General features: G+C 71.3%; 26 protein-coding genes and 1 tRNA gene. 14 read left to right on the top strand and 13 right to left on the bottom strand.

What is annotated here, in order from left to right:
- The 4 genes from hutI to hutU form a co-directional block, all read right to left on the bottom strand.
- Nucleotides 1–1,302: an imidazolonepropionase gene (gene hutI, locus ACFVJQ_RS19840; RefSeq protein ID WP_385785452.1), complete on the bottom strand. Its 1,302-nt coding sequence runs from the start codon at nt 1,300–1,302 to the stop codon at nt 1–3.
- The gene (locus tag ACFVJQ_RS19835) at nt 1,299–2,639 is read right to left on the bottom strand and encodes a formimidoylglutamate deiminase (RefSeq protein WP_385785448.1); all 1,341 of its coding nucleotides are present in this window, start codon (nt 2,637–2,639) and stop codon (nt 1,299–1,301) included. The genes hutI and ACFVJQ_RS19835 overlap by 4 nt, the downstream gene beginning before the upstream one ends.
- Nucleotides 2,636–3,877, bottom strand: coding sequence for an allantoate amidohydrolase (locus tag ACFVJQ_RS19830; RefSeq protein ID WP_385513620.1), 1,242 nt, complete (start codon nt 3,875–3,877; stop codon nt 2,636–2,638). The genes ACFVJQ_RS19835 and ACFVJQ_RS19830 overlap by 4 nt, the downstream gene beginning before the upstream one ends.
- 140 nt (nt 3,878–4,017) lie before the next feature.
- On the bottom strand, nt 4,018–5,682 hold the full coding sequence (gene hutU, locus ACFVJQ_RS19825; RefSeq protein WP_385513573.1) for a urocanate hydratase: 1,665 nt from the start codon (nt 5,680–5,682) through the stop codon (nt 4,018–4,020).
- 162 nt (nt 5,683–5,844) lie between these two features.
- On the opposite strand from hutU, the gene ACFVJQ_RS19820 reads away from it, so the two are divergent.
- The 5 genes from ACFVJQ_RS19820 (at nt 5,845) to ACFVJQ_RS19800 (ending at nt 9,574) form a co-directional block, all read left to right on the top strand.
- Nucleotides 5,845–7,227, top strand: a complete 1,383-nt coding sequence (locus ACFVJQ_RS19820) for a diaminopimelate decarboxylase (protein ID WP_385785544.1) — start codon at nt 5,845–5,847, stop codon at nt 7,225–7,227.
- 169 nt (nt 7,228–7,396) lie between these two features.
- Nucleotides 7,397–7,792 carry a hypothetical protein gene (locus ACFVJQ_RS19815; protein ID WP_385785445.1) on the top strand — a complete coding sequence of 132 codons (396 nt, stop codon included), beginning with the start codon at nt 7,397–7,399 and terminating at the stop codon, nt 7,790–7,792.
- On the top strand, nt 7,789–8,628 hold the full coding sequence (locus ACFVJQ_RS19810; RefSeq protein ID WP_385785442.1) for a transcriptional regulator: 840 nt from the start codon (nt 7,789–7,791) through the stop codon (nt 8,626–8,628). Before ACFVJQ_RS19815 ends, ACFVJQ_RS19810 begins: the two co-directional genes overlap by 4 nt.
- Nucleotides 8,629–8,695: 67 nt before the next feature.
- On the top strand, nt 8,696–9,184 hold the full coding sequence (locus ACFVJQ_RS19805) for a roadblock/LC7 domain-containing protein (protein WP_385513577.1): 489 nt from the start codon (nt 8,696–8,698) through the stop codon (nt 9,182–9,184).
- A gap of 15 nt (nt 9,185–9,199) precedes the next feature.
- Nucleotides 9,200–9,574, top strand: coding sequence for a hypothetical protein (locus ACFVJQ_RS19800; protein WP_385262271.1), 375 nt, complete (start codon nt 9,200–9,202; stop codon nt 9,572–9,574).
- Nucleotides 9,575–9,581: 7 nt separating this feature from the next.
- On the opposite strand, the gene ACFVJQ_RS19795 is transcribed toward ACFVJQ_RS19800, so the two are convergent.
- The 3 genes from ACFVJQ_RS19795 to ACFVJQ_RS19785 all read right to left on the bottom strand — a co-directional run bounded on the left by ACFVJQ_RS19795 (nt 9,582) and on the right by ACFVJQ_RS19785 (nt 12,633).
- A complete protein-coding gene (locus ACFVJQ_RS19795) occupies nt 9,582–10,166 on the bottom strand; it encodes a hypothetical protein (protein ID WP_385785438.1) in 585 nt (194 codons plus the stop codon).
- A 95-nt stretch (nt 10,167–10,261) separates the two neighbouring features.
- A complete protein-coding gene (locus tag ACFVJQ_RS19790) occupies nt 10,262–11,128 on the bottom strand; it encodes a MurR/RpiR family transcriptional regulator (protein ID WP_385513579.1) in 867 nt (288 codons plus the stop codon).
- A complete protein-coding gene (locus ACFVJQ_RS19785) occupies nt 11,125–12,633 on the bottom strand; it encodes an aromatic amino acid ammonia-lyase (RefSeq protein ID WP_385785435.1) in 1,509 nt (502 codons plus the stop codon). Before ACFVJQ_RS19785 ends, ACFVJQ_RS19790 begins: the two co-directional genes overlap by 4 nt.
- A gap of 142 nt (nt 12,634–12,775) precedes the next feature.
- Here ACFVJQ_RS19785 and ACFVJQ_RS19780 point away from each other — a divergent pair, with 142 nt between their 5' ends.
- The 5 genes from ACFVJQ_RS19780 to ACFVJQ_RS19760 all read left to right on the top strand — a co-directional run bounded on the left by ACFVJQ_RS19780 (nt 12,776) and on the right by ACFVJQ_RS19760 (nt 16,557).
- On the top strand, nt 12,776–13,807 hold the full coding sequence (locus ACFVJQ_RS19780; RefSeq protein WP_385513581.1) for an ABC transporter ATP-binding protein: 1,032 nt from the start codon (nt 12,776–12,778) through the stop codon (nt 13,805–13,807).
- The gene (locus ACFVJQ_RS19775; protein WP_129799872.1) at nt 13,804–14,445 is read left to right on the top strand and encodes an ABC transporter permease; all 642 of its coding nucleotides are present in this window, start codon (nt 13,804–13,806) and stop codon (nt 14,443–14,445) included. The genes ACFVJQ_RS19780 and ACFVJQ_RS19775 overlap by 4 nt, the downstream gene beginning before the upstream one ends.
- Nucleotide 14,446: 1 nt before the next feature.
- Nucleotides 14,447–15,109: an ABC transporter permease gene (locus ACFVJQ_RS19770; RefSeq protein WP_385513582.1), complete on the top strand. Its 663-nt coding sequence runs from the start codon at nt 14,447–14,449 to the stop codon at nt 15,107–15,109.
- A 10-nt stretch (nt 15,110–15,119) separates the two neighbouring features.
- A complete protein-coding gene (locus ACFVJQ_RS19765; protein WP_385785430.1) occupies nt 15,120–16,058 on the top strand; it encodes an ABC transporter substrate-binding protein in 939 nt (312 codons plus the stop codon).
- A gap of 73 nt (nt 16,059–16,131) precedes the next feature.
- Nucleotides 16,132–16,557, top strand: coding sequence for a hypothetical protein (locus ACFVJQ_RS19760; protein WP_385513621.1), 426 nt, complete (start codon nt 16,132–16,134; stop codon nt 16,555–16,557).
- A 428-nt stretch (nt 16,558–16,985) separates the two neighbouring features.
- On the opposite strand, the gene ACFVJQ_RS19755 is transcribed toward ACFVJQ_RS19760, so the two are convergent.
- Nucleotides 16,986–18,374, bottom strand: coding sequence for a cystathionine beta-synthase (locus ACFVJQ_RS19755; RefSeq protein ID WP_129799876.1), 1,389 nt, complete (start codon nt 18,372–18,374; stop codon nt 16,986–16,988).
- A gap of 156 nt (nt 18,375–18,530) precedes the next feature.
- On the opposite strand from ACFVJQ_RS19755, the gene ACFVJQ_RS19750 reads away from it, so the two are divergent.
- The 3 genes from ACFVJQ_RS19750 (at nt 18,531) to ACFVJQ_RS19740 (ending at nt 22,067) form a co-directional block, all read left to right on the top strand.
- Nucleotides 18,531–19,550 carry an SGNH/GDSL hydrolase family protein gene (locus tag ACFVJQ_RS19750; RefSeq protein ID WP_385513584.1) on the top strand — a complete coding sequence of 340 codons (1,020 nt, stop codon included), beginning with the start codon at nt 18,531–18,533 and terminating at the stop codon, nt 19,548–19,550.
- A 237-nt stretch (nt 19,551–19,787) separates the two neighbouring features.
- Complete coding sequence (locus tag ACFVJQ_RS19745) at nt 19,788–21,008, top strand: acetyl-CoA C-acetyltransferase (RefSeq protein ID WP_385785427.1); 1,221 nt, start codon at nt 19,788–19,790, stop codon at nt 21,006–21,008.
- A 279-nt stretch (nt 21,009–21,287) separates the two neighbouring features.
- Entirely contained in the window at nt 21,288–22,067 is a 780-nt protein-coding gene (locus ACFVJQ_RS19740) for a hypothetical protein (RefSeq protein WP_385513585.1), read from the top strand.
- A gap of 88 nt (nt 22,068–22,155) precedes the next feature.
- On the opposite strand, the gene ACFVJQ_RS19735 is transcribed toward ACFVJQ_RS19740, so the two are convergent.
- Nucleotides 22,156–22,467 (bottom strand): hypothetical protein, encoded by a 312-nt coding sequence (locus ACFVJQ_RS19735; RefSeq protein WP_385513586.1) that lies wholly within the window; start codon nt 22,465–22,467, stop codon nt 22,156–22,158.
- 103 nt (nt 22,468–22,570) lie between these two features.
- On the opposite strand from ACFVJQ_RS19735, the gene ACFVJQ_RS19730 reads away from it, so the two are divergent.
- Nucleotides 22,571–22,798, top strand: coding sequence for a DUF4287 domain-containing protein (locus ACFVJQ_RS19730; RefSeq protein WP_129799881.1), 228 nt, complete (start codon nt 22,571–22,573; stop codon nt 22,796–22,798).
- Between the two features lie 103 nt (nt 22,799–22,901).
- Here the strand turns inward: ACFVJQ_RS19730 and ACFVJQ_RS19725 are convergent, their stop codons facing one another.
- From ACFVJQ_RS19725 to ACFVJQ_RS19710, 4 genes are all read right to left on the bottom strand, one after another.
- The gene (locus ACFVJQ_RS19725; protein ID WP_385513587.1) at nt 22,902–23,801 is read right to left on the bottom strand and encodes a Bax inhibitor-1/YccA family protein; all 900 of its coding nucleotides are present in this window, start codon (nt 23,799–23,801) and stop codon (nt 22,902–22,904) included.
- Between the two features lie 203 nt (nt 23,802–24,004).
- Nucleotides 24,005–25,180, bottom strand: a complete 1,176-nt coding sequence (locus ACFVJQ_RS19720) for a 4-hydroxybenzoate 3-monooxygenase (protein WP_385513588.1) — start codon at nt 25,178–25,180, stop codon at nt 24,005–24,007.
- 190 nt (nt 25,181–25,370) lie between these two features.
- Nucleotides 25,371–25,913: a DoxX family protein gene (locus ACFVJQ_RS19715; protein ID WP_385513589.1), complete on the bottom strand. Its 543-nt coding sequence runs from the start codon at nt 25,911–25,913 to the stop codon at nt 25,371–25,373.
- Nucleotides 25,914–26,096: 183 nt separating this feature from the next.
- Nucleotides 26,097–26,179, bottom strand: a tRNA-Leu gene (locus ACFVJQ_RS19710).
- Nucleotides 26,180–26,468 lie beyond the last annotated feature (289 nt).

Here is a 26,468-nt window from a genome sequence, read left to right as displayed (position 1 = left end):
TCAGACCAGCCGCTCGCCCCGCCGCCACACGCCGGTGACCAGGGGCACGCCGGGCCGGTAGGACAGGTGCACATGGCTCGGCGCGTCGAGGAGGACGAGGTCGGCGCGGGCGCCCGGGGTGAGGCGGCCGATGTCGTCGCGGCGGAGGGCTGCCGCGCCGCCCGCCGTGGCCGACCAGACCGCCTCGTCCGGCGTCATCCCCATGTCCCGTACCGCGAGCGCGATGCAGAAGGGGACGGAGGAGGTGAACGACGAGCCCGGGTTGCAGTCGGTGGAGAGGGCGACGGTGACGCCCGCGTCGAGGAGGCGGCGGGCGTTCGGCCACTCGGCGCGGGTGGAGAACTCGGCGCCGGGGAGGAGGGTGGCGACCGTGTTGCCGTTCGCGAGGGCGTCCACGTCCGCGTCCGTCAGGTGGGTGCAGTGGTCGGCGCTGGCGGCGTCCAGTTCGACGGCGAGCTGGACTCCGGGGCCGTACGACAGCTGGTTGGCGTGGACGCGGGGGTGCAGGCCCTTGGCCTTGCCCGCGGTGAGGATCGCGCGGGCCTGGTCGCCGTCGAAGGCGCCCTTCTCGCAGAAGACGTCGATCCAACGGGCGTACGGGGCACAGGCGTCGAGCATCTCGCCGGTGACGAGGGCGACATAGGCGGCGGGGTCGTCGGCGTAGTCCGGGGAGACGATGTGGGCGCCGAGGTAGGTGACTTCGTCGGTGTGGGCGGCGGCGATGCGCAGGGCGCGGGACTCGTCCTCGACGGTCAGGCCGTAGCCCGACTTGGTCTCGAAGGTGGTGGTGCCCTGGCGGAGGGCCTCTTCGAGGTAGCGGGTGAGGTTCGCCTCGAGTTCCTCGTCGCTCGCCGCCCGGGTGGCCGCGACCGTCGTACGGATGCCGCCCGCGCTGTACGGCCGCCCCGACATCCGGGCGTTGAACTCCTGTGTCCGGTCGCCCGCGAAGACGAGGTGGGAGTGGGAGTCGACGAAGCCGGGGATGACCGCCCGGCCGCCGGCGTCGACCCGATTGTCAGTGGCGGGTGCTTTGCTTTGATCACCGGTCCACGCGATGCGGTCGCCGTCGATGACGACGGCCGCGTCTTGGATCAGTCCGAGGGGGGATCCGTCACCGAGGGAGGGGTCGTTGGTGACCAGGGCGGCGATGTTGGTGATGAGCGTGCTTGCGGTGCTCGCGGAGTGGGCGGGGCTGACGGTCGTCGCGTTGCTCATGGCGTCCTTGCTGGCCTGGTCGGCGGTGGGGTCGGGTTCGGGGGCGGAGGCGGAGGCGGGCCGCGCGGGTGCGCGGCCCGGGGTCATCCGCGCAGGGCTTCGACGGCGTCCGCGAGGGCTTTCGGCACATCCGGTACGAGGGTGTGAACCCCGTCCCGTACGACGTGCCGACCGCCCACGACCGTATGCGACACGTCTGCTGCCGACGCAGCGAATACGGCCGTCTCGGCCCCGAGCCGCGGAAGCGGCCCTGCCGTCCTGACCGAGTCGAGCGCGATCGTCGCGAAGTCGGCGCGTGCGCCCGGCTCCAGGGTGTCCGCGTCGTCCCAGCCGAGGGCCGCGTGGCCGTCGGCCGAGGCCGCCCGCAGAAGGGCCGCCGCCGTCCAGTGACCTCGCGTACGGGTGCGCAGCCGCTCGTTCAGCTCCATCGCGCGCGCCTCTTCCAGCAGGTCGATCACGGCGTGACTGTCGGAGCCGAGGGAGAGCGGGGAGCCTTCGTTCTGCAGGGCGACGGCCGGCCCGATGCCGTCCGCGAGGTCCCGCTCGGTCGTCGGGCACATACAGGTGCCGGTGCCGCTGCCACCGATGAGGGAGATGTCCTCAGCGGTGAGGTGGGTGTTGTGGACACCGGTGGTGCGCGGCCCGAGCACGCCGTGCAGGGCGAGGAGCTGCGTCGGGGTGCAGCCGTGGACCTCCAGGCACGCCTCGTTCTCGGCGGTCTGCTCGGACAGGTGCACATGGAGCGGGGCCCGCCGCTCCTCCGCCCACCGCGCCACGGTCGCCAACTGGTCGGCGGGCACGGCCCGTACGGAGTGAATCGCCGCCCCGATCCGCGCGTGATCCCGTTCCTTGAGAACTGAACAGCGTTCCGCCCAGGCTTCCGCGCTGCCGTCGGAGAAGCGGAGCTGGTGGGTGTTGGGGGGCTGTCCGAAGCCGGAGGACAGGTAGGCGGTGTCGAGGAGGGTGATACGGATGCCGGCTTCGGCGGCGGCCGCGATCAGGGCCTCGCCCATGGCGTTGGGGTCGGCGTACGGGGTGCCACCCGGGGCGTGGTGAACGTAGTGGAACTCGCCGACCGCGGTGATCCCCGCCAGTGCCATCTCGGCGTACACGGCGCGGGCGAGGGCGTGGTAGGTCTCCGGGGTCAGCCTGTCGGCGAACGAATACATGACCTCGCGCCAGGTCCAGAAGGTCCCGGAGCCGACCTGAACGGTGCCGCGCAGGGCGCGGTGGAAGGCGTGCGAGTGGGCGTTCGCCAGGCCGGGGAGCGTCAGCCCGCGGAGGATCTCGGCGCCGGGGGACGGGGTGGGGACATCGGTCCGGAGGGCGGTGATACGGCCGTCGTCCGTGTCCACGGCCACGCCCGGCTCGACGTGCGTGCCGAGCCAGGCGTGCTCCAGCCAGTACGTCTGCGTCTGCGTCACGAGCAGGCCAGCCCTTCCAGTACGTCGGCGAGTGCGGTCACCCCGGCCACGCAGTCGTCCTCGGCTGCGAACTCGGCCGGGGAGTGCGAGACGCCCGTGGGGTTGCGCACGAACAGCATGGCGGTCGGGATGCTCCCGGAGAGGATCCCGGCGTCGTGTCCGGCACCAGTACCCAGGACGGGGACCGTGAGGTCGGTGTCCTTGCCGAGGATGCGGGCCAGTTCGTCGCGCAGGGCGTGGTCGAACTCCACGACGGGTGTGAAGGACTCCCGGACGACGTCGAGGTCGACGCCGTGGGCGTCGGCGTACTCGCGGGCCGCCCTCTCGACGCCGCCGACCACCGCGTCGAGGCTCGCCTGGTCGGCGGCGCGGGAGTCGAGCCAGCCGCGCACCAGGGAGGGGATGGCGTTGACGCCGTTCGGCTCGACGGCGATCTTGCCGAAGGTGGCGACGGCACCGGCGAGCTGCGCCTCCCGGCGGGCGGCCAGCACGGTCTCGGCGTACGACAGCATGGGGTCACGCCGGTCCACCAGCCGCGTGGTTCCCGCGTGGTTGGCCTCGCCCCGGAAGTCGAACCGCCACCGACCGTGCGGCCAGATGGCGCTGGCGATGCCCACCCGGTCGCCGGACAGATCCAGCGCCCGCCCCTGCTCGACGTGCAGCTCGACGAAGGCACCGATGCGCGCAAGCCGCTCCGGGTCCGGTCCGATGGCACCGGGGTCGTACCCGGCGGCCTCCATGGCCTGCGGCAACGTGACCCCGTCGCCGTCGGTCAGCCGATGCGCCTGCTCGACGGTGAGCTGCCCGGCGGTCAGCCGCGACCCGACGCAGGCGAGCCCGAAGCGGGCGCCCTCCTCGTCACCGAAGTTGACGATGGCGAGGGGTTTGGTGAAGTGCGCGTTGCGGCTGCGCAGTTCGTCGAGCGCAGCGAAGGACGACACGACGCCGAGGGGGCCGTCGAAGGCCCCGCCATCGGGCACGGAGTCCAGATGCGACCCGGTGACGACGGCGTCCCCTCGGGCGGGGTCCCCGAGCCAGGCCCACTGGTTGCCGTTGCGGTCGACTTCGTACGTCAGCCCACGCGACTCCGCCTGCGCCTTGAACCACTCCCGACACTCACCATCAGCACCGGTCCAGGCGAAGCGCCGATAGCCACCGGTATCGGGATGCCGACCGATGGGGCGCAACTCGCGCCACATCTCGTGGAACGAGTCGGCAGTCGGTGCGGGCTGCCGCATCGGCTGCGGGCCGCCGCCACCCGCCACAGGCTGTGGGCAGTCGTTCCGCAGGGCGGAACGGGTGGGCACAGCCGAACCCGCACCCGGCGACGAGACCTCAGCCTCCACCGGACGGTTGCCGCGCCCGCCTTGCTCCTGGATCACGCGTCGTCACCCTCACGCATCGGCACCCGCACGCCCCGCTCCCCCGCCACCGACTCCGCGATGTCGTACCCGGCGTCCACATGCCGGATCACGCCCATGCCCGGGTCGTTCGTCAGCACGCGCCGGATCTTCTCGCCCGCCAGCGCCGTGCCGTCCGCCACCGTCACCTGCCCCGCATGGATCGACCGCCCCATGCCGACGCCGCCGCCGTGGTGAATGGACACCCAGGACGCGCCCGACGCCACATTCACCATCGCGTTCAGCAGCGGCCAGTCGGCAATCGCGTCGGACCCGTCGAGCATCGCCTCGGTCTCCCGGTACGGGGAGGCAACGGAACCGCAGTCGAGGTGGTCGCGTCCGATGACGATCGGCGCGGCCAGCTCACCGCTCGCGACCATGTCGTTGAACCGCTCACCGGCCTTGTCGCGCTCGCCGTAGCCGAGCCAGCAGATACGGGCCGGGAGTCCCTGGAAGTGGACCCGCTCCCCCGCCATCTTGATCCAGCGGGCCAGGGACTCGTTCTCCGGGAAGAGCTCCAGGATCGCCTTGTCGGTCTTCGCGATGTCGGAGGCCTCACCGGACAGCGCGGCCCAGCGGAAGGGACCCTTGCCCTCGCAGAACAGCGGCCGGATGTAGGCGGGGACGAAGCCGGGGAAGGCGAACGCCCGGTCGTATCCGGCGAGTTGGGCCTCACCGCGGATGGAGTTGCCGTAGTCGAAGACCTCCGCTCCGGCGTCCATGAAGCCGACCATGGCCTCGACGTGCCGGGCCATGGACTCACGCGCGCGGGTGGTGAAACCGGCCGGGTCCTTCGCCGCGCAGGACGCCATGTCGTCGAAGTCGACGCCGAGCGGCAGGTAGGACAGCGGGTCGTGGGCCGAGGTCTGGTCGGTGACGATGTCGATGGGCGCCCCCTCGGCGAGCATGCGCGGCAGCAGCTCCGCCGCGTTGCCGAGCAGGCCGATGGACAGCGGGCGCCGGGCGTCACGGGCCTCGACGGCCAGCTGGAGGGCGTGCTCCAGCGAGTCGGCGCGCACGTCGAGGTACCGGTGCTCGATACGGCGCTCGATGGCCCGCGGGTCGCAGTCGATGCAGATCGCCACACCGTCGTTCATGGTCACGGCGAGCGGCTGGGCGCCGCCCATGCCGCCGAGGCCGGCGGTGAGGGTGATCGTCCCGGCGAGGGTGCCGTTGAACTTCTTCGCGGCGACGGCGGCGAAGGTCTCGTAGGTGCCCTGGAGGATGCCCTGGGTGCCGATGTAGATCCAGGAGCCGGCGGTCATCTGGCCGTACATGGTCAGGCCCAGCTGCTCCAGCCGGCGGAACTCCTCCCAGTTGGCCCAGTCGCCGACGAGGTTGGAGTTGGCGATGAGGACGCGCGGCGCCCATTCGTGGGTCTGCATGACGCCGACCGGGCGGCCGGACTGGACGAGCATCGTCTCGTCCTGCTTGAGGGTCCTCAGCGTGCGGACCATCGCGTCGAAGGAGCGCCAGTCACGCGCCGCCTTGCCGGTCCCGCCGTACACGACGAGCCTGTCGGGGTGCTCGGCGACCTCCGGGTCGAGGTTGTTCTGCAGCATCCGCAGAGCGGCCTCCTGCTGCCATCCCAGGGCGCTCGGTTCCGTACCGCGCGGCGCTCGGACAGGGCGAGGTCCTGACATGGTCTGCCTCCTGGTGGATTGCTCCCGGCGGAATGTTGCTGCGGTTATTCACATCCTGACTTTCTGAATAGACCTAGTCAATACCTTGGCCCCTCGGCGCGGGGGCACGGTGGATGTTTGGCTGGATGCATGGGCTCGGACATCGGCAGAACGGGGGACGGCATGGACAACGGCCACGAGGATCACGTGGGTGGTGGCGGGGAGCGGGCCGCCCGGCGCGACGAGGCGGTACGGGCGGCGGTTGAGCAGGGGCTGCTCGGGCCCGGCACCCCCATCGTCGGCCTGCTCGACATCACCGGCATCCGGGAGTCGGCGGCCGAGCTGCGCACGGCGTTCGACGCCGTCGTGGCGCCCGGCACGCCGGTGCTGCACGCCTTCGCGGTGAAGGCGACCCCGCTGGTGCCGGTGCTGCGGCTGCTGCGCGACGAGGGCATCGGCGCGGAGGTGGCGAGCCCGGGCGAGCTGGCGCTGGCGCGGGCGGCCGGGGTGGCGCCGGAGCGGACGGTGCTGGACTCGCCCGCGAAGACCCCGGCGGAGCTGCGCGAGGCGCTGGCGCTGGGCATCGCGGTCAACGCGGACAACCCGCAAGAACTGGACCGCATCGACGGTCTCATGCGGTCGGCCCCGAGCCACTCTCCCATCGGGATACGGGTCAATCCGCAGGTCGGCGGAGGTTCCATCGAGGCGCTCTCGACCGCCACGGAGACCTCGAAGTTCGGGGTGGCGCTGCGAGACGAGGGGGCGCGCGAGTGGGTGGTGCGGGCGTACGCGGAACGCCCCTGGCTGACCCGGCTGCACGCGCACACCGGCTCGCAGGGCATCCCGCTGTCCCGGATGACCGACGGCGTGGCGCAGACGTACGCGCTCGCGGAGGAGATCAACCGGCGGATCGGGCGGCGGCAGGTCGACACGATCGACATCGGCGGCGGACTGCCGGTGAACTTCGCCTCGGAGGCGACGACACCGTCGTACGCGCAGTACGCGCGGATGCTGAGGGAGGCGGTGCCGGGGCTGTTCGACGGGCGGTACGGGCTGGTGACCGAGTTCGGGCGGTCCCTGCTGGCCAAGCACGGGACGGTGGTGGCGCGGGTCGAGTACGCCAAGAGCGCGGGCGGGCGGCCCGTCGCGGTGACGCACGCGGGCGTGCAGGTCGCGACGCGGACGGTGTACGCGCCGGGGGCGTGGCCGCTGAGGATCGCCGCGTACGACGCGAAGGGGCGGCCGAAGGAGGGGCCGGCGGTGGTGCAGGACGTGGCGGGACCGGCCTGCTTCGCGGGGGACCTGCTGGCCGAGGGGCGTGCGCTGCCGCTGCTGGAGCAGGGGGACTACGCGGCGGCGCTGGACACGGGGGCGTACTACTTCGCCCACCACTACGCGTACAACTCCCTCACGCGGCCGGGCATTCACGGCTTCGCCCCGGACGGTGCCGGGGGCGTGGCCTTCGCGACCGTACGCACTCCGCAGACCCTCGAGGAGATCGTGGCCGAGTCGGGAGGGGCGCACGCGACCGCGCTCACCATCCTGCGCACGCCGGACCGCCGTTGACGCCGACCGGTGGACGTGGTTGATCAACTGGCCTGAAAACAGGGCCAGTTGACCCACCCTAGTAGCTCCGGGCAAGTTCCACTGGAAAATGCCAGAACCCTCACCCGCCGCACACACGTTGCGTAGCCTCAGGGTTACTCAGCCGAACCCAGGCGGGAGGGGAGTCAGGGTGCCCGGAATCGACGAGTGCTTGCTGGAGGCCATGCGGCTGCCCGGTGCGCGGGGGGCCGCACTGGTCGACTGGACCAGCGGACTGGCCCTGGGCACCGTCGGTGAACCGCCGGGCGGCGACCACGAGACGGCGGCCGCCGAGGCCGCGGAGCTGGCGCGCCTGGCCGCCGAGCAGCGGGCGTTCGCACCCGACGACGACGGGGAGGAGGCGGCCGACCCGCCGGTCGAGGACCTGATCCTCAGCAACCGGGACAGCTATCACGTGCTGCGGTTCGTGCGGACGTCGTTCGACAGCAGCGTGTTCCTGCATCTCTGGCTGGCCCGGGCGGACGGCAACCTCGCACTGGCCCGCATCCGGCTGGGCGAGATGGCCGGACGATTGGTGCTGGGATGACGATGGTCGGCACGACCCCACCGCCCCGGCTGCCGGTGCGGAACAAGGCGGCCGGGAGCCGTTCGGGCGGCGTCTCGCCGATGCTGACCCGGCTCGCCGCCGAGCAGGCCACCGGAGTCCTGGTCCGTGAGGGCGGCACGCTGTACCTCACCGAGGGCCGGGTGGTGCACGCCGAGAGCCCCTTCGCCCCCGGACTCGACGTGATCCTCACGGCGCACGGCACGCTCGACGCGCGGGCCTGGCAGGACGCCGTCGACCGGGCCGACCGGAGGCATGACGCCGACCGCCTGCTGCTCGACGGCGGCCGTCTCGCCCCGGGCGCGCTGGAACTGTGCCATCTGAGCGCGCTGTACGACGCCGCGTACTTCGCCCTCGGCCCGAGCAGTACGCCGGGCCGCTTTCAGTACGGCACCACGCACTGGCTCGGATCGGTCCACCCCGTCCCGGTCGCCGCCGTGGAGCACGAGACGCTCCGCCGGCGCAGCCTGCTGCACCGCATCTGGCCGGACCCGGCGAGCGACAGCGCACCCCTGGAACGGGTCGACACGGCCGCGGCCCCCGCGGTCGCGCCCCGGCAGAGCGCGGTGCTGGCCCGGGTGGACGGCATACGCACCGCGGCGGACATCGCCCGCGAACTGGGCAGGCCGGCGTTCCACACCCTGGTGGCGGTACGGCGACTGGCAGCGGCCGGGCTGGTGGCTCCACGGACGCCGCCGACTCCCGCCGGGGCTGCGGCCGCCCGCGCCGGAACCGGAATCGCCGCCCCCGACGGTCCCCCCGCCGCCCCCGACATCGCGCTGCTGAAGAGGGTCAGGGATGCGCTGGAGGCCCTTTGAACGACAGCAACCGCGGCAGCGGGCGCCGCACCACCCATCTCACCCGCCCGCCGAGAGGAGCCCCCTGATGGCGGTGGAACCCCCGATACTCGACGAACTCCACCGGCTGAGAACCCGCATGCCCCAGCTGACCGGCGCCCTCGCCGCCGGCGTGGACGGCCTGGTCATCGCCCACGACACCCCGGGCGTGGAGCCGGAGGGCCTGGCCGCGCTCACCGCAGCCGCACTCGGCGTCGCCGTGCGGATGGCCGACGTGACCGGTCAGGGCGACCTCCGGGAACTGCTCGTGCGCGGGGTGGACGGCTATGTCGCGACGTACGCGGCGGGACGTACCGCCGTGCTGACGCTGCTCGCCGAGGACCGCGTCAACGTCGGCCGCCTGCACCTGGAAGGCCGCCGCACCGGCGCCCGCATCGGCGAACTGGTCGGTGACGCCGTACGGGACACGGCCCCCGAGCCGCCCGCCAAGCCCGCCCCCGCCCGTCAGAAGGCCGTCCGCACGCCACGAACCCCACGCCCCCCACGCACCAACACACCCACTACCACGGAAAGTTGAGAGGAAACCGCAGCCATGGCCAACACCGAGACCGCGCTGAAAGAAGCACTCGCCTCCATCGAGGGCGCGACCGGAGTCGCCCTCGTCGACTACACCAGCGGCATGGCCCTGGGCACGATGGGCGGCAGCAAGAGCTTCGACCTCAATGTCGCCGCCGCCGGCAACACCGACGTGGTCCGCGCGAAGATGCGCACGATGGAACACCTCGGGCTCAAGGGCCAGATCGAGGACATCCTGATCACGCTGTCGGACCAGTACCACCTGATCCGGCTGCTCAGCGGCCGCGGCGGCAACGGGCTCTTCCTCTACCTGGTTCTGGACGCCAAGCGGTCCAACCTCGCCATGGCCCGGCACCAGCTGCGACGGATCGAGGAAGAGCTCGAGGTCTGACGGGCGGTCAGACCAGCGCGGCGGTGCGGCGGCGGGAGCCGCCCGGGGCTGCGTCGCCCGCCGCGATGCCCGTGCTGCGGTACGCCCTGACCGCCTTGCCGGCCGGGCGGCCGCCGTCGCGGGCGAGCCAGTCGACGCGCACCCACAGCAGCGCCTCCTCGGCCCGCTCGCGCCGCCCGAGCCACGCGGCCTTCAGCCACAGTCCCGCACCGGTCCCGGCGAGCAGCATGCCGCCCGCTGCGGGCACCGCGTAGGAGCTGCCGAGCGCGGCGAGGAAGGCGAGCAGCAGCCACCAGCGGTGCCCGCGCCGCCAGTTGCGGACGGTCACCGCGCGGTCCTGGAGCACGTCGTGCTTCCCGGCGCGGGCCGCGCCGCGGGCGAGGGCGGCGTACCGCCTGCGGCGGCGGAAGGCCACCGTGACGGCGGCGACGATGAACAGCGCCGCCCCGGCGAGCACACCGATCCTGCGCCCGGTGACGCCGGGGACCAGTACGCCGATACCGGCCGCGAACACTCCGAGCCACCACAGTGGTGCGGCCCCCGCCCGTACGACACAGGCCACCCGAGCCAGCCCCTGACCTCCGCGTGCCACGTTCCGCCTCCTTGTCGCCCTGGCACAGTCCTGTCGGCCGTGCAGATTAGCGAGTGAAGGTGAGACGCGTCTGAGAAGCAGCCCTCGTACAGGCCCTACTCCACGAACAGCCCCCGCGCCGCCGCCCGTGCGTCGAACTCCTCCAACCGGGCCTGCGCGTCCGGCAGGTCGTCGCACATCGCCTCCAGCAGGACCCGCCCGAGCAGCATCGGCGCGCAGGCCGTGTCGAAGGCGAGCCCCGTGCCGACGGCGGCCGGCAGCAGCAGGTCGGACACCTTGGCGACGGGCGCGAAGGCGGAGTCGGCGACGGTCACGACGGACAGGCCCGCCTCCTTCGCATACGCCAGCGTGTCCACGACCTCGCGCGGATGCCGGGGCAGCGCGAAGCAGAGCAGCGCCGAGGCGCCGGCCCGTACGGCTCCGTCGATCCGGTCGTGGATCATCGTGCCGCCCTCGTGGAGCAGCCGTACGTCCGGATGGACCTTGGCGGCGAAGTAGGCGAAGCCGTACGCCTGGGAGGCCGCCGCTCTGAGGCCGAGCACCGGCAGCGGGCGGGAGGCGGCCAGCAGCCGGCCCGCCTCCTGCACCGGCCGCGGATCGGCGAGCAGTTCCGCGAGGTGCTTCAGGTTCTCGATCTCGGCCTCGACGGCCTGCTGGTACTCGTTGTACGCAGCCGAGTCCGCGCTCTGTTCGGCGGGCGCCACCTCGCGCAGGTGCTTGCGCAGGGCCGGGTAGCCGTCGAAGCCGAGGGCGACCGCGAAGCGAGTGACGGACGGCTGGCTGACCCCGGCGAGTTCGGCGAGCTCGACACTGGACAGGAACGGCACATCGGCGGCCCGCCGCACCATGCTGTGCGCGATGCGCCGCTGGGTCGGCGTGAGTCGGTGCCCCTCGAAGAGCGCCTGCAGCCGCGCGGCAGGGCTGTCGATCCGCCCCTCGGTACGGCTCTCGGTACCGCTCATGACGTGCTCCCCCTCCAGAGGTCCGTGAACCGGTCGAGCAGTTCGGACGCCACCGTCACGTCGTGCGTGAGCGGCCGGTCGGCCGGATCCGCGTCCAGCACCGACTCGGCGAGCTCCAGCGCCCGGCCCGCCGGAAGCTCCGGCTCGGGGCGGAGATCGCGCTGCCGCAACGCCCGCACCGCGGCAACGAGTTCGCAGCCGACGACGAGACGGTACGCGCCGCACGCACGCAGCGTCTGCCGTGCGGCGAGCGAGGCGAAACTGGCCTGTTCCTCGACGCCTCGGGAGAGTACAGCGTGGCCGAGCGACGCGGGCGCGGAGAACGCGCGCAGATCGCCGAGGGCGGCGCCGGCGGCGTACTCCAGGATCATCACGCCGGAGGAGGCTGGCTCGTGGTCGGCGAGGAAGGGGCGCAGGCGGGTGTAGGCGGGCTCGTTCAGCGTCGACAGCCGTGACGTGGACAGGCGGGCGACCTGGGTTATGGCCAGCCTGAAGTGGTCCAGGGCGAGAGCGAGCTGGGCCTGGTAGAAACCGCCGTGGTGGTACGCAGCCATGTCCTCGGGGGAGATCAGCGGGTTCTCCGCGGCTGCGTTGATCTCCACGGCGAGGACGTCCTCCAGGGCGTCGGCGGCGTCGTGCGCCGGGCCGTGGATCTGGGGCAGGCAGCGGAAGCCGTACGGGTCCTGGATCCGGCCGAGCGGTGGGGTGGGCCGGTCGGCGGCACCGATCAGCTCCCGCATCCGCCGGGCGACCTCGGCGGAGCCGCGGTGCGGGCGGGCGGCGTGCACGGGGGCGGCGTACGCCTCGTGGGAGCCGTCGACGGCCAGCAGGGACAGCGCGGCGACGACCTGGGTCGCGGCGAGCAGGCCGCGCAGTTCGTGCAGGGCGAGCGCGGACTGGCCGAGGGTGAGGGCGTTGCTGCTGATCAGGGCCAACGCATCGTTGTTGTCGAGGGGTTGGGGCGCGGGGGCGGCCGTTCCCCGCCACGGGTGCTCCCCGGCGAGCGCCAGCCCGACCTGCGCGAGCGCGGCGATGTCTCCCGTCCCGACCGACCCGAACTCGTTCACCACCGGGTACGCCCCGGTCTCCAGCGCCTCGCACAGCGCGGTGACGACGGACGGCCGCAGCCCGGCACCCCCGGCCAGCAGCTGGTTGGCGCGTACGGCGAGCATCGCCCGTACCTGCCGGGCGGGCAGCTCCTCCCCGATGGCGCCGGCGTGGCTGCGCAGCAGCCTCAGGCCGTGGCTGGCGGCCGCCTCGGTGGGTACGTCCTCGTTCCGGTTGGCGCCGACGCCGGTGGAGCGGCCGTAGACGCGACCGGTCGCGGCGATCCGGCGGGCGGCGTCCCAGGACTCCTCGGCGCGCTTCATCGCCTCGGTCCCCGGCACCGGCCGCGCGGCCCCGTCGGCGAGCCGGACGACATCCGCGACGCCGAGCCCACGCCCGTCGAGAACGACGAGGCCGGGGGCCACACCCTCCGGGGCGTCCACGATCCGAGACGACATCACGCGCATACCCTCCTCAAATCGGACACCTGATCTTGCCCATCGGCCATCCGTAACCGCGGATTAACGCCGGAGCATTGACAACCTATTCAGACACCAAGAACTCTGCATGACGTTATACAGGCCGGGCAAGGGACAACTCATGATCCAGTTCGACGCGGTCCACAAGCGCTTCCCCAACGGCACGACAGCAGTCCACGACCTCTCCCTCGCCATGCCGGAGGGCGGCGTGACCGTCCTCGTCGGATCCTCCGGTTGCGGAAAGACGACCACCCTGCGGATGATCAACCGGATGGTGGAACCGACCTCCGGCACCATCCTGGTCGGCGGCAAGGACGTCCAGCAGCAGGACGCCGCCGAGCTGCGCCGGTCCATCGGGTACGTCATCCAGCAGTCGGGCCTCTTCCCGCACCGCACGGTGCTCGACAACATCGCCACCGTGCCGCTGCTGCTCGGCTGGGGCCGCCGCAAGGCCCGCGCCCGGGCCGCGGAACTCCTCGAGACCGTCGGCCTCACCTCCGAGGCCGGCCGCCGCTACCCGCACCAGCTCTCCGGCGGCCAACAGCAGCGCGTCGGCGTCGCCCGCGCCCTCGCCGCCGACCCGCCCGTCCTGCTGATGGACGAGCCGTTCGGCGCGGTCGACCCGGTGGTCCGCACCCAGCTCCAGGACGAACTGCTCCGGCTCCAGAAGGAGTTGAGCAAGACCATCGTCTTCGTCACCCACGACATCGACGAGGCCGTCCGGCTCGGCGACCGGATCGCGATCTTCCGCACCGGCGGCCACCTGGTCCAGTGCGCCGAGCCCGCCGAACTCCTCGCCCGCCCGGCCGACGACTTCGTGGCCGACTTCCTCGGCGCCGAGCGCGGCCTGAAGCTCCTCTCGCTCAGGACCCTCGCGGACGTCCCCCAGGGCCCGGCACCCGAGGGCGGGACCTGGACGCTCGTACTCGACGAGGGTCGCAAGCCGCTGCACTGGGCGTCGAAGGACGCCGAACTCCCCGTACGACCGTTGCAGGACACCGACTCCCTGCTGTCGGCGCTCAACGAGTCGGTCGCCTCCCCCACCGGCCTGATCGCCCGCGTCGACACGGCCGGCGTACTCACCGGGGTCTCCTCCCGCGACGACATCCACGAGCACGCGAACCGGGCGCACACCGAGGTCGTGGCCGCATGACCATCGACTGGTCCTGGATATCCGACCACACCGACGACCTGACCACCCTGACGGTCTCCCACCTCCAGGCCGCCCTGTCCGCCGTTCTCTTCGGCCTGCTGATCTCGCTCCCGCTCGCGGTGGTCGCCCACCGCGTCCGCCCCCTGCGCGGCTTTCTGCTCGGCCTCTCGAACGTCCTGTTCACCATCCCGTCGATCGCGGTCTTCGTGCTCCTCCTCCCGGTCTCCGGCCTGACCCGCACCACCACGGTCATCGGCCTGACGATCTACACCCTGGTCGTCCTGCTCCGGAACACCGTCGAGGGCCTCGACTCGGTCCCCACGAAGACCAAGGAGGCGGCGAAGGCCATGGGCACGCGCCCGCTGCGCACCCTGCTCACCGTCGAGTTCCCGCTGGCCCTCCCCGTGATCATGGCGGGCGTCCGGATCGCCACGGTCATGTCGATCTCCCTCGTCTCCGTGGCGACCTACATCGGCGACGGCGGCCTCGGCCAGCTCTTCACCGACGGCTTCCAGCGCAACTTCCCGACCCCGGTGATCGTGGGCGTGGTCCTCACCCTCCTGCTGGCCGTGGTGGCGGACGCAGCTCTGGTCGCCGTCCAGTACGCACTCACCCCGTGGACGAGGCGGCGAGCCTGAGATGTACGAACTCTTCAAGAACCTCGGTGACTGGCTGACCAGCGGCGAGCAGTGGTCCGGCCCCGACGGCATCGCCACCCGCCTCGCCGAACACCTCCAGTACTCGCTCCTCGCCACCCTCATCGCCGCCGCGATCGGCCTCCCCCTGGGCCTGCTGATCGGCCATACCGGCAAAGGCGCGTTCGTCGCGATCAACCTGTCGTCCTTCGGCCGCGCGCTGCCCACCGTCGGCCTGGTCGTGCTGGTCTTCCTCGCCAGCGGCCTTTCGATGTGGCCCGTCTACGTCGCGCTGGTCGCCCTCGCGGTCCCGGCGATCGTCACCAACACCTACGCCGGAATGACCGCCGTCGACCCGGACGTGAAGGACGCGGCGCGAGGACAGGGCATGCGCGGCCACCAGGTCCTCCTCCAGGTGGAGCTCCCGCTGGCCCTCCCCCTGATCATGACGGGCCTGCGTCTCGCGCTGATCCAGGTGGTGGCCACGGCCACGATCGCCGCGTACGTCTCCTTCGGCGGCCTCGGCCGGTACGTCTTCGACGGCCTGGCCCAGCGCGACCTCGTACAGGTGATGGGCGGCGCGGTGCTGGTCGCCGTGGTCGCCATCGCCCTGGACCTTCTGCTGAGTGCCCTCCAGCGCGTCCTCTTCCGCCACCGCACCGTCTAGGGAACCCGAAATGAACCGTCGCACTCTCCTCGGCGGCCTGTTCGCCGCAGCCTCCGTCCCCGCTCTCTCCGCCTGCTCCAGCGGCATCACCTCCCTCGACAGCGAGGGCACGACCACCTCCGGCGGTGGCTCCAGCGAGGGCGGCCTCACCATCGGCACCGCCAACTTCACCGAGAACCAGGTGCTCGGCCACCTCTACGCGGCCGTCCTCGACGCCGCCGGAGTGAAGACGACCGTCCGCCCCAACCTCGGCACCCGCGAGATCCTCATCCCCGCCATCAAGGGCGGCGACATCGACCTCCTCCCCGAGTACCAGGGCGCCCTGCTGCACTACGTCGCCCCCGAGGCCACGGCGACGGAGGAGGGCGAGATGCAGAACGCCCTGACCGTCGCGCTGCCGTCCGGTCTCCAGGTCCTGCCGTACGGCATGGCCGAGGACTCCGACGCCTTCGCGGTGACCCGGGAGACGGCGGAGAAGTACGGCCTGACCTCCCTCGCGGACCTGAAGAAGCAGAACGGCAAGCTGGTCATCGGCGCGGCTGCGGAGGTCAAGACGCGGCAGGTCGGCGTGGTCGGACTGAAGGACGTGTACGGAGTGGAGTTCAAGGAGTTCAAGTCCCTCGACTCCTCCGGCCCGCTGGTCAAGGGCGCGCTGAAGAAGGGCGACGTCGACGTGGCCAACCTCTTCACCACGGACACCGACATCCAGGCGGAGGGCTGGGTGGTGCTGACGGACCCCGAGAACCTGATCCCCGGCCAGCACGTCGTCCCCCTGATCGCCGACCGCAAGGCCGACTCCACCGTCCGCAAGGCGCTCGCCGGGCTCGGCAACGTCCTCACCACCGCCGACCTCACCGAACTCAACCGCCAGGTCGACAAGGACAAGAAGGACCCGGAGGACGTGGCCCGAGCGTATGCGGAGCGCAAGGGGCTGACGGCCACCGGCTGACCCGCTCGCGACAGGGGGGCTAACCCCAGTGCGGCCCGCGTGCCCGCTCCCTACCGTGGTGCGTATGAGCGGAATGGACGCGCGGGACGCCGAGCTGAAGAAGGAACTCAACGCCACCCTGCAGGCCCGCAGGGAACTGGGCGAGGAGTACGAGTCCGCGCTGGTCGACTCGTTCCTGGAGAAGGTCGACCAGCGCATCGACAGCGCCGTCGAGCGCCGGGTGCGCCGGCAGCTGGCCGAGCAGCAGATGGTGGTGGCCCGGGACTCCCGGTCACCGAAGCCGACGGACTCCTGGGGCGAGCGCTTCGGCTTCGGCATCGTCTCGCTGGTCCTGGCGGTCCCGCTCTCCGCCATCGGCGGCGGCGTGGCCCAGCTCCCGGGCCTCCTCGTCGCCTGGGCAGGCATCGTGGGCGTCAACGCCTTCCAGGCAGCCCGCGTCAATCCGGGCCTGTTCCGCAGGCGCGGCAAGTCGAATCAGGACAGCGGCTGGGAAGACTAAGCGCTCTTCCAGCGAAGACGACCGCAACCATCAATTGAGGAACCACGACGGCGAGCACCACGACCGCGAAAGCGGCGCCGGTTTAGGCGCAAAGGGGGTGCGCGGGGACCGCCGCACCCCCTTGACGGGGGGCGGGACGACGGCGGTCCCCGCGAGGGACGCGGGCCGGGTCAGGGCCGGGCTTGCGCGTCCGTGGCGTCCATGGAGGTCCGGGAGCCGCTCCGGAGGTCCTTGGCGCCGTTCGGTGCCGGCCGGGGCGGGGAGCCGCTCCCGCCCTGCCGACACCCACTACTGTGCCGGACCCGTGTTAAGCGGGTGCTGCGCGGACGTGACACGCTCGTACCACTTCCGAGAAGACCAACAAACACGCACGTCGCCGCAAGTTCGCCGCCGGCACGGTCCGTTCACCGCAGGTTTGCCGTCCGGCCCTACTTCGCGCTCTTGGCGAGGAAGGCCAGCAGGTCCTGCCGGCTGACCACCCCGGTCGGCTTGCCCTCGACCAGCACGATCGCCGCGTCGGCCTCGCCGAGCACGGACATCAGGTCCCCGACCGGCTCGCCGGAGCCGACCTGCGGCAGCGGCGGCGACATGTGCTTCTCCAGCGGGTCCTCCAGCGAGGCGCTCTTGGTGAACAGCGCATCGAGCAGCTCCCGTTCGACGACCGAGCCGACGACCTCGGCGGCCATCACGTCCGGGTGCCCGGCGCCCGGCTTCACGATCGGCATCTGCGAGACGCCGTACTCGCGCAGCACCTCGATGGCCTGGCCGACCGTCTCGTCCGGGTGCATGTGGACGAGGGAGGGGATGGCGCCGCCCTCCTTGTCGTTGAGCACGTCGCCGACGCGCGCGCTCGGGCCCTCGTCCTCGAGGAAGCCGTAGTCGGCCATCCACTCGTCGTTGAAGATCTTGCTCAGGTATCCGCGGCCGCTGTCCGGCAGCAGCACCACCACGACGTCGTCCGGTCCGAGCCGCTCGGCCACCCGCAGCGCGGCCACGACGGCCATGCCGCACGACCCGCCGACCAGCAGCCCCTCCTCCCTGGCCAGCCGCCGGGTCATCTGGAAGGAGTCCTTGTCGGACACGGCGACGATCTCGTCGGCGACCGTACGGTCGTACGCCGTCGGCCAGAAGTCCTCACCGACGCCCTCGACGAGATACGGCCGCCCGGAGCCACCGGAGTACACCGAGCCCTCGGGGTCGGCGCCGATGACCTTGACGCGCCCGTCACTGGCTTCCTTCAGGTACCGACCGGTTCCGGAGATGGTGCCACCGGTGCCGACACCGGCCACGAAGTGCGTGATCCGCCCCTCGGTCTGCTCCCACAGCTCGGGGCCGGTGGAGTGATAGTGCGAGAGGGGGTTGTTCGGGTTGGAGTACTGGTCGGGCTTCCAGGCACCCGGCGTCTCGCGCACCAGCCGGTCGGAGACGTTGTAGTAGGAGTCCGGATGCTCGGGCGCGACGGCGGTCGGGCAGACGACCACCTCGGCCCCGTACGCCCGCAGCACGTTGATCTTGTCCGTGGACACCTTGTCGGGGCACACGAAGATGCACTTGTACCCCTTCTGCTGAGCCACGATGGCGAGCCCGACGCCCGTGTTCCCACTGGTCGGCTCCACGATCGTGCCGCCGGGCTTGAGCTCCCCGCTCTGCTCGGCCGCCTCGATCATGCGCAGGGCGATGCGGTCCTTCACGGAACCGCCCGGGTTGAAGTACTCCACCTTGGCCAGGACGGTCGCCCGGATCCCCTTGGTGACGTTGTTGAGCCTCACCAGCGGGGTGTTGCCGACGAGGCTGATCATCGAGTCGTGGAACTGCACCGTTGTCTCCGGATGCTGCAGAAGAGGTGGTCGTTGTAGTGCCGCCAGCCTATGGCCTGCCACCTGCCACCTGCGTTCACTCGCCGTTGAGATTGGCGGGCGGTCGCTTCGGGGCAAGCAAGTGGTTGAACGGGTACGAGGAGGTGTCGGCGACGCATGACGAGGATGTCGAGGGCGAGGGTGGCCCGGCGCATCGCGGCCGGTGCGGCGTACGGCGGCGGCGGTATCGGCCTGGCCGGTGCCGCGGTCGTCGGTCTGGTGCTGGCCGAGGTCCGGCTGGCCAGGCGCCATGTGGGCAACGGCACGGAGCCCCATGTGCCGAACGCGGACGGACTGTACGGCCGTACGTACGACACCCAGGGCGATCCACCCCTCCGCCTCACCGTCCTCGGCGATTCCACCGCCGCGGGCCAGGGCGTGCACCGGGTCGGCCAGACCCCGGGCGCACTGCTCGCCTCCGGCCTCGCCGCCGTCGCGGAACGCCCCGTACGGATGCGCAACGTCGCCCTGCCCGGCGCCCGGTCGGACGACCTGGACCGCCAGGTGACGCTGTCCCTGTCCGACCCGGCCCTGGTCCCCGACGTCTGCGTGATCATGATCGGCGCGAACGACGTCACCAACCGCATGCCGCCGACCGAATCGGTGCGTCATCTCTCGGCGGCGGTACGCAGGCTGCGCACGGCCGGCGCGGAGGTGGTGGTCGGCACCTGCCCCGACCTGGGCACCATCGAGCCGGTGCAACAGCCGTTGCGCTGGCTGGCCCGACGGGCATCACGCCAGCTGGCGGCCGCCCAGACGATCGGAGTCGTCGAACAGGGCGGCCGCACCGTGTCGCTGGGCGACCTGCTGGGCCCCGAGTTCGCCGCCAACCCGCGTGAACTCTTCGGCCCCGACAACTACCACCCCTCGGCCGAGGGCTACGCCACCGCCGCGATGGCGGTCCTCCCCACCCTCTGCGCCGCGCTGGGCCTCTGGCCGGCGGACGAGGAACGCCCCGACGTCACCCGCCACGAGGGCTACCTCCCCGTCGCCCGCGCCGCCGCCGAGGCCGCCTCGGAGGCCGGCACGGAGGTCACAGCAGCCATGCCGACGGGACCACGGGGGCCGTGGGCCCTCCTGAAACGCCGACGCCGCCGCCGGGTCACGGCCACGGAGCCGGCACCGCAACCCTCTTAATCGAGCGCAGCTGCGGGCAGTCGTGCCGCTGGGGCGGCACGGGTGGGCGCAGTGGCACCCCGCAGCGCCGGGCTGCGCCATCCCACCCCCACCCCAGCCCCATCCCCCGGCACCAAAAAAGCAAGCGCTTAGAAAACTGCGGCCAGGGTCACACACCCACACACGTGACCCAGACCATACGTACGGGTAACTTCCCAACCAGCCCACCCAACCCGTACGTACGCCAATGGAGCCGTGATGCCCGAAGCCGTGATCGTCTCTGCCGCCCGCTCCCCCATCGGCCGCGCCTTCAAGGGCTCCCTCAAGGACCTGCGCCCCGACGACCTCACCGCCACGATCATCCAGGCCGCCCTCGCCAAGGTCCCCGAGCTGGACCCGAAGGACATCGACGACCTGATGCTCGGCTGCGGCCTCCCCGGCGGCGAGCAGGGCAACAACCTCGGCCGTGTCGTCGCCGTACAGATGGGGATGGACCACCTCCCCGGCTGCACGATCACCCGGTACTGCTCCTCGTCCCTCCAGACCAGCCGCATGGCCCTGCACGCCATCAAGGCCGGCGAGGGCGACGTCTTCATCTCGGCCGGCGTCGAGACGGTCTCCCGCTTCGCCAAGGGCAACTCCGACAGCCTGCCCGACACCCGCAACCCGCTCTTCGCCGAGGCCGAGGCCCGCACCGCCGCGGTCGCCGAGCAGGAGGGCACCACCTGGCACGACCCGCGCGAGGACGGCCTGATCCCCGATCCGTACATCGCGATGGGCCAGACCGCCGAGAACCTGGCCCACTCCTGGGGCGTGAGCCGCCAGGAGATGGACGAGTTCGGCGTCCGTTCGCAGAACCTCGCCGAGGAAGCCATCAAGAACGGCTTCTGGGAGCGCGAGATCACCCCGGTCACCCTCCCCGACGGCACCGTGATCAGCAAGGACGACGGCCCGCGTCCCGGCGTCACCCTGGAGGGCGTCGCCGGCCTCAAGCCCGTCTTCCGCCCCGACGGCCTGGTCACCGCCGGCAACTGCTGCCCCCTGAACGACGGCGCCGCGGCCCTGATCATCATGTCCGACACGAAGGCGCGCGAGCTGGGCCTGACCCCCCTCGCCCGCATCGTCTCCACCGGCGTCTCGGGCCTGTCCCCCGAAATCATGGGCTACGGCCCGGTCGAGGCGTCCAAGCAGGCCCTGGCCCGCGCCGGCCTGACCATCGATGACATCGACCTGGTCGAGATCAACGAGGCGTTCGCCGCCCAGGTGATCCCCTCCTACCGCGACCTGAACATCCCGCTGGAGAAGCTGAACGTCAACGGCGGCGCCATCGCCGTCGGCCACCCCTTCGGCATGACCGGCGCCCGCATCACCGGCACGCTCATCAACTCCCTCCAGTGGCACGACAAGCAGTTCGGTCTGGAGACGATGTGCGTCGGCGGCGGCCAGGGCATGGCGATGGTCATCGAGCGCCTCAGCTGACCCCTGGGTAGCCGCACCGGCACCCGGCGTCACCCACCGGCCCAGAACCTCGTCACCACCGGGGTTCTGGGCCGGTTTGTGACCCAATCTCCCCCAGGATGTGACCTATCTCCCTCGCAACAGGGATCACCGCAGGTCAGCGCATCCCCGCCAGAAACGTCAGACAGAATTCCCTGTCCGTTTCGTGACGTTACGCACTGACAGCTGGTTAGTTCACCCATCAAGCTGATGTAGGAAGTCGGGGGTCGACCTTGAACCGGGAGTACGTCAGTGAGCCCCATGCCGATCGCCTTGCTGGTCACCACGGCCGCCACGGGCGCCGTGGGCGTCGCCGTCCTGCGCACCCTCCTGCAGCTGCGCCGCCAGGTCGCGAACCTGCACGCCGAGCTCGCTGAGGGCCGCGCCGCCGTGCGCACCCTCGTGCCCGCCGCCCGCACGGCCGCCGATGCCGACGAGATACGCGCGGCCGTGGCCGAGGCGCTGGCCGAGGAGCGGGAGCGGGAGCTGGCCGAGGCGCGCGCCTTCTGGGCCGCCCAGGAGGCGCGTGACGTCTCCGACGCACCGTCACTGCTGGGCCTGACGGACAGCGACCTCTTCCTCCCGCGACAGGCCGATTTCGCGGCCCTGGAGCCGCTGGAGCCGGTGTCCGAGCCGAGCCCCGAGGTCGACGAGTTCGCCGGGGAGTCCCCGGAGCTGGCAGCGGCCCGCCGCCGCCACCCCTCTCACCCGGACTTCACGCCGACCGCCTCACCGGTCGTGAACGACCATGAGCGCACGGTCGAAACCCTCGAGGAACTGGCCGCCTCCCGCGTCGAACTGACCGACGTCCGCCCCGGCCCGCTGGGCACCCTCGACGTCTACGTCTTCGCCAACGGCACGACCCTGTGCATGACCCCCGGCCACCGCGAAACCGCCGACCGCCTGGCCACCGCCCTCCACTCCGGCGAATCCCCGTACCTCCTGGGCGGCTCAGGCATCTCAGGCGCCTACACCCTGACGTTCGCGTGCGGCGAGGAAAACGTCTACATCCTGGCGGACAGGGTCATAGCGTCCTTCTGATCGGGAACGCCGGGCGTGGGAAGCGCCCCGATAGGGGCGCGGGGAACTGCGCGATCAACCACAACGAACCCGCACCCGCCGGCGAACCTCACACCCCCGCCCGCTTCTGCGCCTCCCCCACCACCCGCACGGCCTCTTCCACCTCAGCCTCACTGGTCAACACAACCGCCAAATCCCGCCCCGCAACGGTGATCTGATCCGCGGCCGCAAACATCCCGGCATCCGGCATCTCACGAGGTTCAGCACCCGGCTCTTCCAAAGCCTGCGCCCACTCAGCCAACCGCCGGGCCAGCGCCAGCGCCTCCGCGGCAGCCCCCCGCTGCAACCGACTCTGCGGCGCCGCCCTCAACCGATCAGCAAATTGGTCCACCGCACCGATCAGACGCGTCGTATCCACCACGCCGCGAGACTACGCGCAGCTCCCGCACTGTTGCCAACGGGCGAACGCTCAGGCACGGTGACCTGAAGGACCGGCTTACACCCGATTGCGTCCGGAGGCGCCGATGTCCCAAGTCTTCTCCGAGGAGACCCATCGCAATCTGCTCGCTCGTATCCCTCACTGCACCGGTCGTGAAGTCGCCGACTGGCTGCGCACCGTCGAAGAAGGCCCCGCTCTCCGCTTCGAGGAGAAGGTCAGCTGGCTGCGCCACGAGCACAATCTCGCGTACGGCCACGCCAAGGCGATCATTCACGAGTACGACCTGAGGAGGGCCGCGCGCAAACTGCTCTGAGCGCGCACCACCGTCAACCCACCGGACACGACGAAGGGCCCCGGGAGGGGAACCCGGGGCCCTTTCACACTCACGCGCTCATCAGCGGAGCGCGCCGCGTCGATCAGTCGTCGCCGCTGAAGATGGCGACCAGCCGCAGCATCTCGACGTAGATCCACACCAGGGTCATGGTCAGGCCGAACGCGGCCAGCCAGGCCTCCTTGCGGGGCGCACCGTAGGCGATGCCGTCCTCGATCTGCTTGAAGTCGAGGGTCAGGAAGAACGCGCCGAGCACGATCGCGATGATGCCGACGATCGCACCGAGCGGGCCCATGCTGCGCAGTCCGCCGTCCTCGGCGACGCCGAACGCGACGAGCAGCAGGTTGACCGCCATGACCAGGACGAAGGCGATGGCGATGGCCATGCCGATGCGGGCGTAGCGCGCGGTGACGCGGATCCAGCCGGCCTTGTAGATGAGCAGCGTCGCGGCCGAGACCGCCATGGTGCCGAGCACGGCCTGGAAGGGCGCGCCGGACCACTGGCTGTTGTACATCTCGCTGATCACGCCGAGGAAGACGCCCTCGAAGGCGGCGTACGACAGGATCAGCGCGGGCGAGGCGGTGCGCTTGAACGACTGGACCATCGCCAGGACGAAGGCGATGAGCGCGGCACCGATCGCCAGGCCGAAGCTGCTGGACGACACCGGCAGCACGGCCCAGGCGAGCACGGCACCGACGACGACCGTGCCCAGCGTCATCGCCGAGCGCATGACGACGTCGTCCATCGTCATCCGGTCGGTGGTGACCGGTGCCTGCGGCGGCGCGCCGTACTGAAGGTCCTGCTGGGCGTAGGGGTTCTGGGCGTAAGGGTTCTGGGCGTAGGGGTTGCCGGCGCTGGGCTGCGCGTACGGGTTGCCCTGTGTGCCCACAGCTGCGCCCCCGGCCTGCGGCGCGGTGTTGAAGCCCGCGTAGCCGTTGTCGCGGCTGAACCCCCGTCGCGAGAAGACCGGGTTGCTGCTCCTCATTTCACTCCTCCATGGCCACCCTGCGTAGCCTTGGCTCAAGAGTAATGGACAGGCAAAGGAATGACCCTAGTGCTTGGGGAGGATCTTTCCCTCCTCGTGCTGGCCAACACGCTAGCCGGGTCCGTGATTCCCGGCAGCCGAGGGCCTCATTCATGACGAACTCGGAACATGGCCGGAACCGGCCGGTGATCACCGGCCGCTGATCAGTCGTGGGGGAAGCCCGTGTATGCCTCGGCGAGGTCGGTCTCGGCGGCGCGGGACGAGGTGATGCGCGCCAGCCGGGCGAGCTGCAGCCGCTCCTCGAAGGGCGTGGCGCCGGGTGCGCGGTGCAGAAGCGTCGTCATGTCGTAGCTGAACCGCTCGGCCTGCCAGACCCGGCGCAGACAGGTCTCCGAGTAGGCGTCCAGCAGCTCGGTGGATCCCGTCTCCTTCTCGTACGTCAGGGCCCGAGCGAAGGTGACGACGTCCCCGACGGCCAGGTTGAGCCCCTTGGCGCCGGTCGGCGGCACGATGTGCGCGGCGTCGCCGGCGAGGAAGAGGCGGCCGTGCCGCATCGGCTCGTGGACGAAGGAACGCATCGGCGTGACCGACTTCTGGGTGATGGGCCCGCGTTCCAGGCGCCAGCCGTCGGCGGTCTCGAAGCGCTGTTCCAGCTCCGCCCAGATCTCGTCGTCGCTCCAGTCCTCGGCGTCGGTCCCCTCGGGCACCTGGAGGTAGAGGCGGGAGACGGACGGGGAGCGCATGGACAGCAGGGCGAAGCCGCGGTCGTGGCGGGCGTAGACGAGCTCGTCGTGCGAGGGCGGTACGTCGGCGAGGACGCCGAGCCACCCGAACGGGTACGTCCGTTCGAAGACCTGGGACAGGGCGGCCGGCACCGCTGTGCGGGAGACACCCCAGAACCCGTCGCACCCGACGACGTAGTCGCACTCGAGGACGTCCTCGCGTCCCTCGTACCGGAAGCGCACGCACGGCCGCTCGCTCTCGGCACCCTCGACGGCGAGCGCCTCCGCCTCGAACAACAACGGCCCGCCCTCCTTGAGCTGAAGGGCGATGAGGTCCTTGCAGACCTCCGTCTGGGCGTAGACCATCACGGAGCGCCCGGCGGTCAGGGCGGGGAAGTCGATGCGGTGACGGCGGCGGTCGAAGCGCAGTTCGATGCCGTCGTGCCGCAGCCCTTCCCGGTCCATGCGTTCCGCGGCCCCGGCCGCACGCAGTACGTCCACCGTTCCCTGCTCCAGGATCCCGGCCCGCTGCCGCCGCTCGACGTACGCACGGTCCCGGCTCTCCAGGACGACCGATCCGATACCGGCGTTGTGGAGCAGCCGCGCGAGGAGCAGGCCGGCGGGGCCGGCTCCGATGATGCCGACGGTGGTGCGCATCGGGCGTTCCCTTCGGGTGGGCGTCTTTGCCGCGTCGTTTCAGCCATGGACGATTGTTCGTATAGTGAAAATTACTTCACCAATTTTCGGTTATGAGTCTCCGCTCCCGTCAGCCGAGTGTCAACGGCCCCGCACTGAAGTCGCCGACAGGAGGGGCAGCAGTCCCCGATGAAAGCGGCAGGGCGGGAAACTACAGCGCCAGGATGACGACTCCCCCGGCGACGCCGAGGACCAGCGCGACCGCCGCGGGCACCCACCCACCGTCCCGCCAGGGGAAGAACGCGTCGAGCGACAGACGCCCCGGACCCACCGCAGCGATGGTGAGCGCGGCGACGGCGAAGATCATGGGGTAGGCGAAGGCCGGGCCCTCGGCAGACCACAGCGTCACGTCGGGCGCGACCGCCATCGCGTTGATCATGACCCCGACCGCGGCCGCCGCGGCGAGCGGGGTCAGCAGGCCGACGGCCAGCCCCAGCCCGCCGAGGACTTCGGAGACGCCCGCCAGGCCGGCGAAGAAGACACCGGGGTCGTAGCCGAGATCGGTGAAGTACTTCCCCGTGGCGTCCAGGCCCGCCCCGCCGAACCAGCCGAACAGCTTCTGGGCTCCACTGCCGGCCAGGATCACACCCACTGCCAGCCGCAGCAGGAGTATGCCGACATCGCCGGCGCTCACCACCCGCGGCGCGGGGCGGGCGCTGGCGTCGGCGGAGGTACGCGTACCGGGCATGTTCATGGTCGGCTCCCTCCCGTGGGATGCCGGGCGGCGAACGGTGTCGACGCCTCGGGGGGAGCGCGTCGGCTCACACCACCCTCACCACCGATACTCCCCGCTCACCGCCCCGGGTGCAGCCCGACCGGCGTCCGATCGCGGGGAGGGACAGCGGGGGCTCTCGCCCGGACGTCGTGCAGGCGGAAGTGCCCGGAACCGGACTTGAACCGGTACGCCCGCAAGGGGCAGCGAGGTTTAAGCTCGCCGTGTCTGCATTCCACCATCCGGGCAGGCCATGGACTCCGCATCGAGGTTCCGAGCCTATCGGGACGCTTCCCCCGAACAGCGGAAGCACGGACCGATGTTGTCTTATTTTATTGACGTCTGAGGGTGCATCAGCACTGGGTAAGCGCCGTCAGCACTTGCCAATAGCCTTGCGTGCGACAGTCGGCCGCGCATGCGGAATGACGGAATTTCACCGCCCGAACGAGGGGGATCCACCCGTTCTCGACAAGGCCTCCGCATCGGGCTCGACGCGGCGTCCCCTCGGGGTCGTCCGTCATCCCCAGGTATGACACC

Source organism: Streptomyces sp. NPDC127197, from assembly GCF_042672405.1.
Lineage (GTDB): Bacteria > Actinomycetota > Actinomycetes > Streptomycetales > Streptomycetaceae > Streptomyces > Streptomyces flavusporus.
This window is presented reverse-complemented; position numbering and strand designations above follow the sequence as displayed.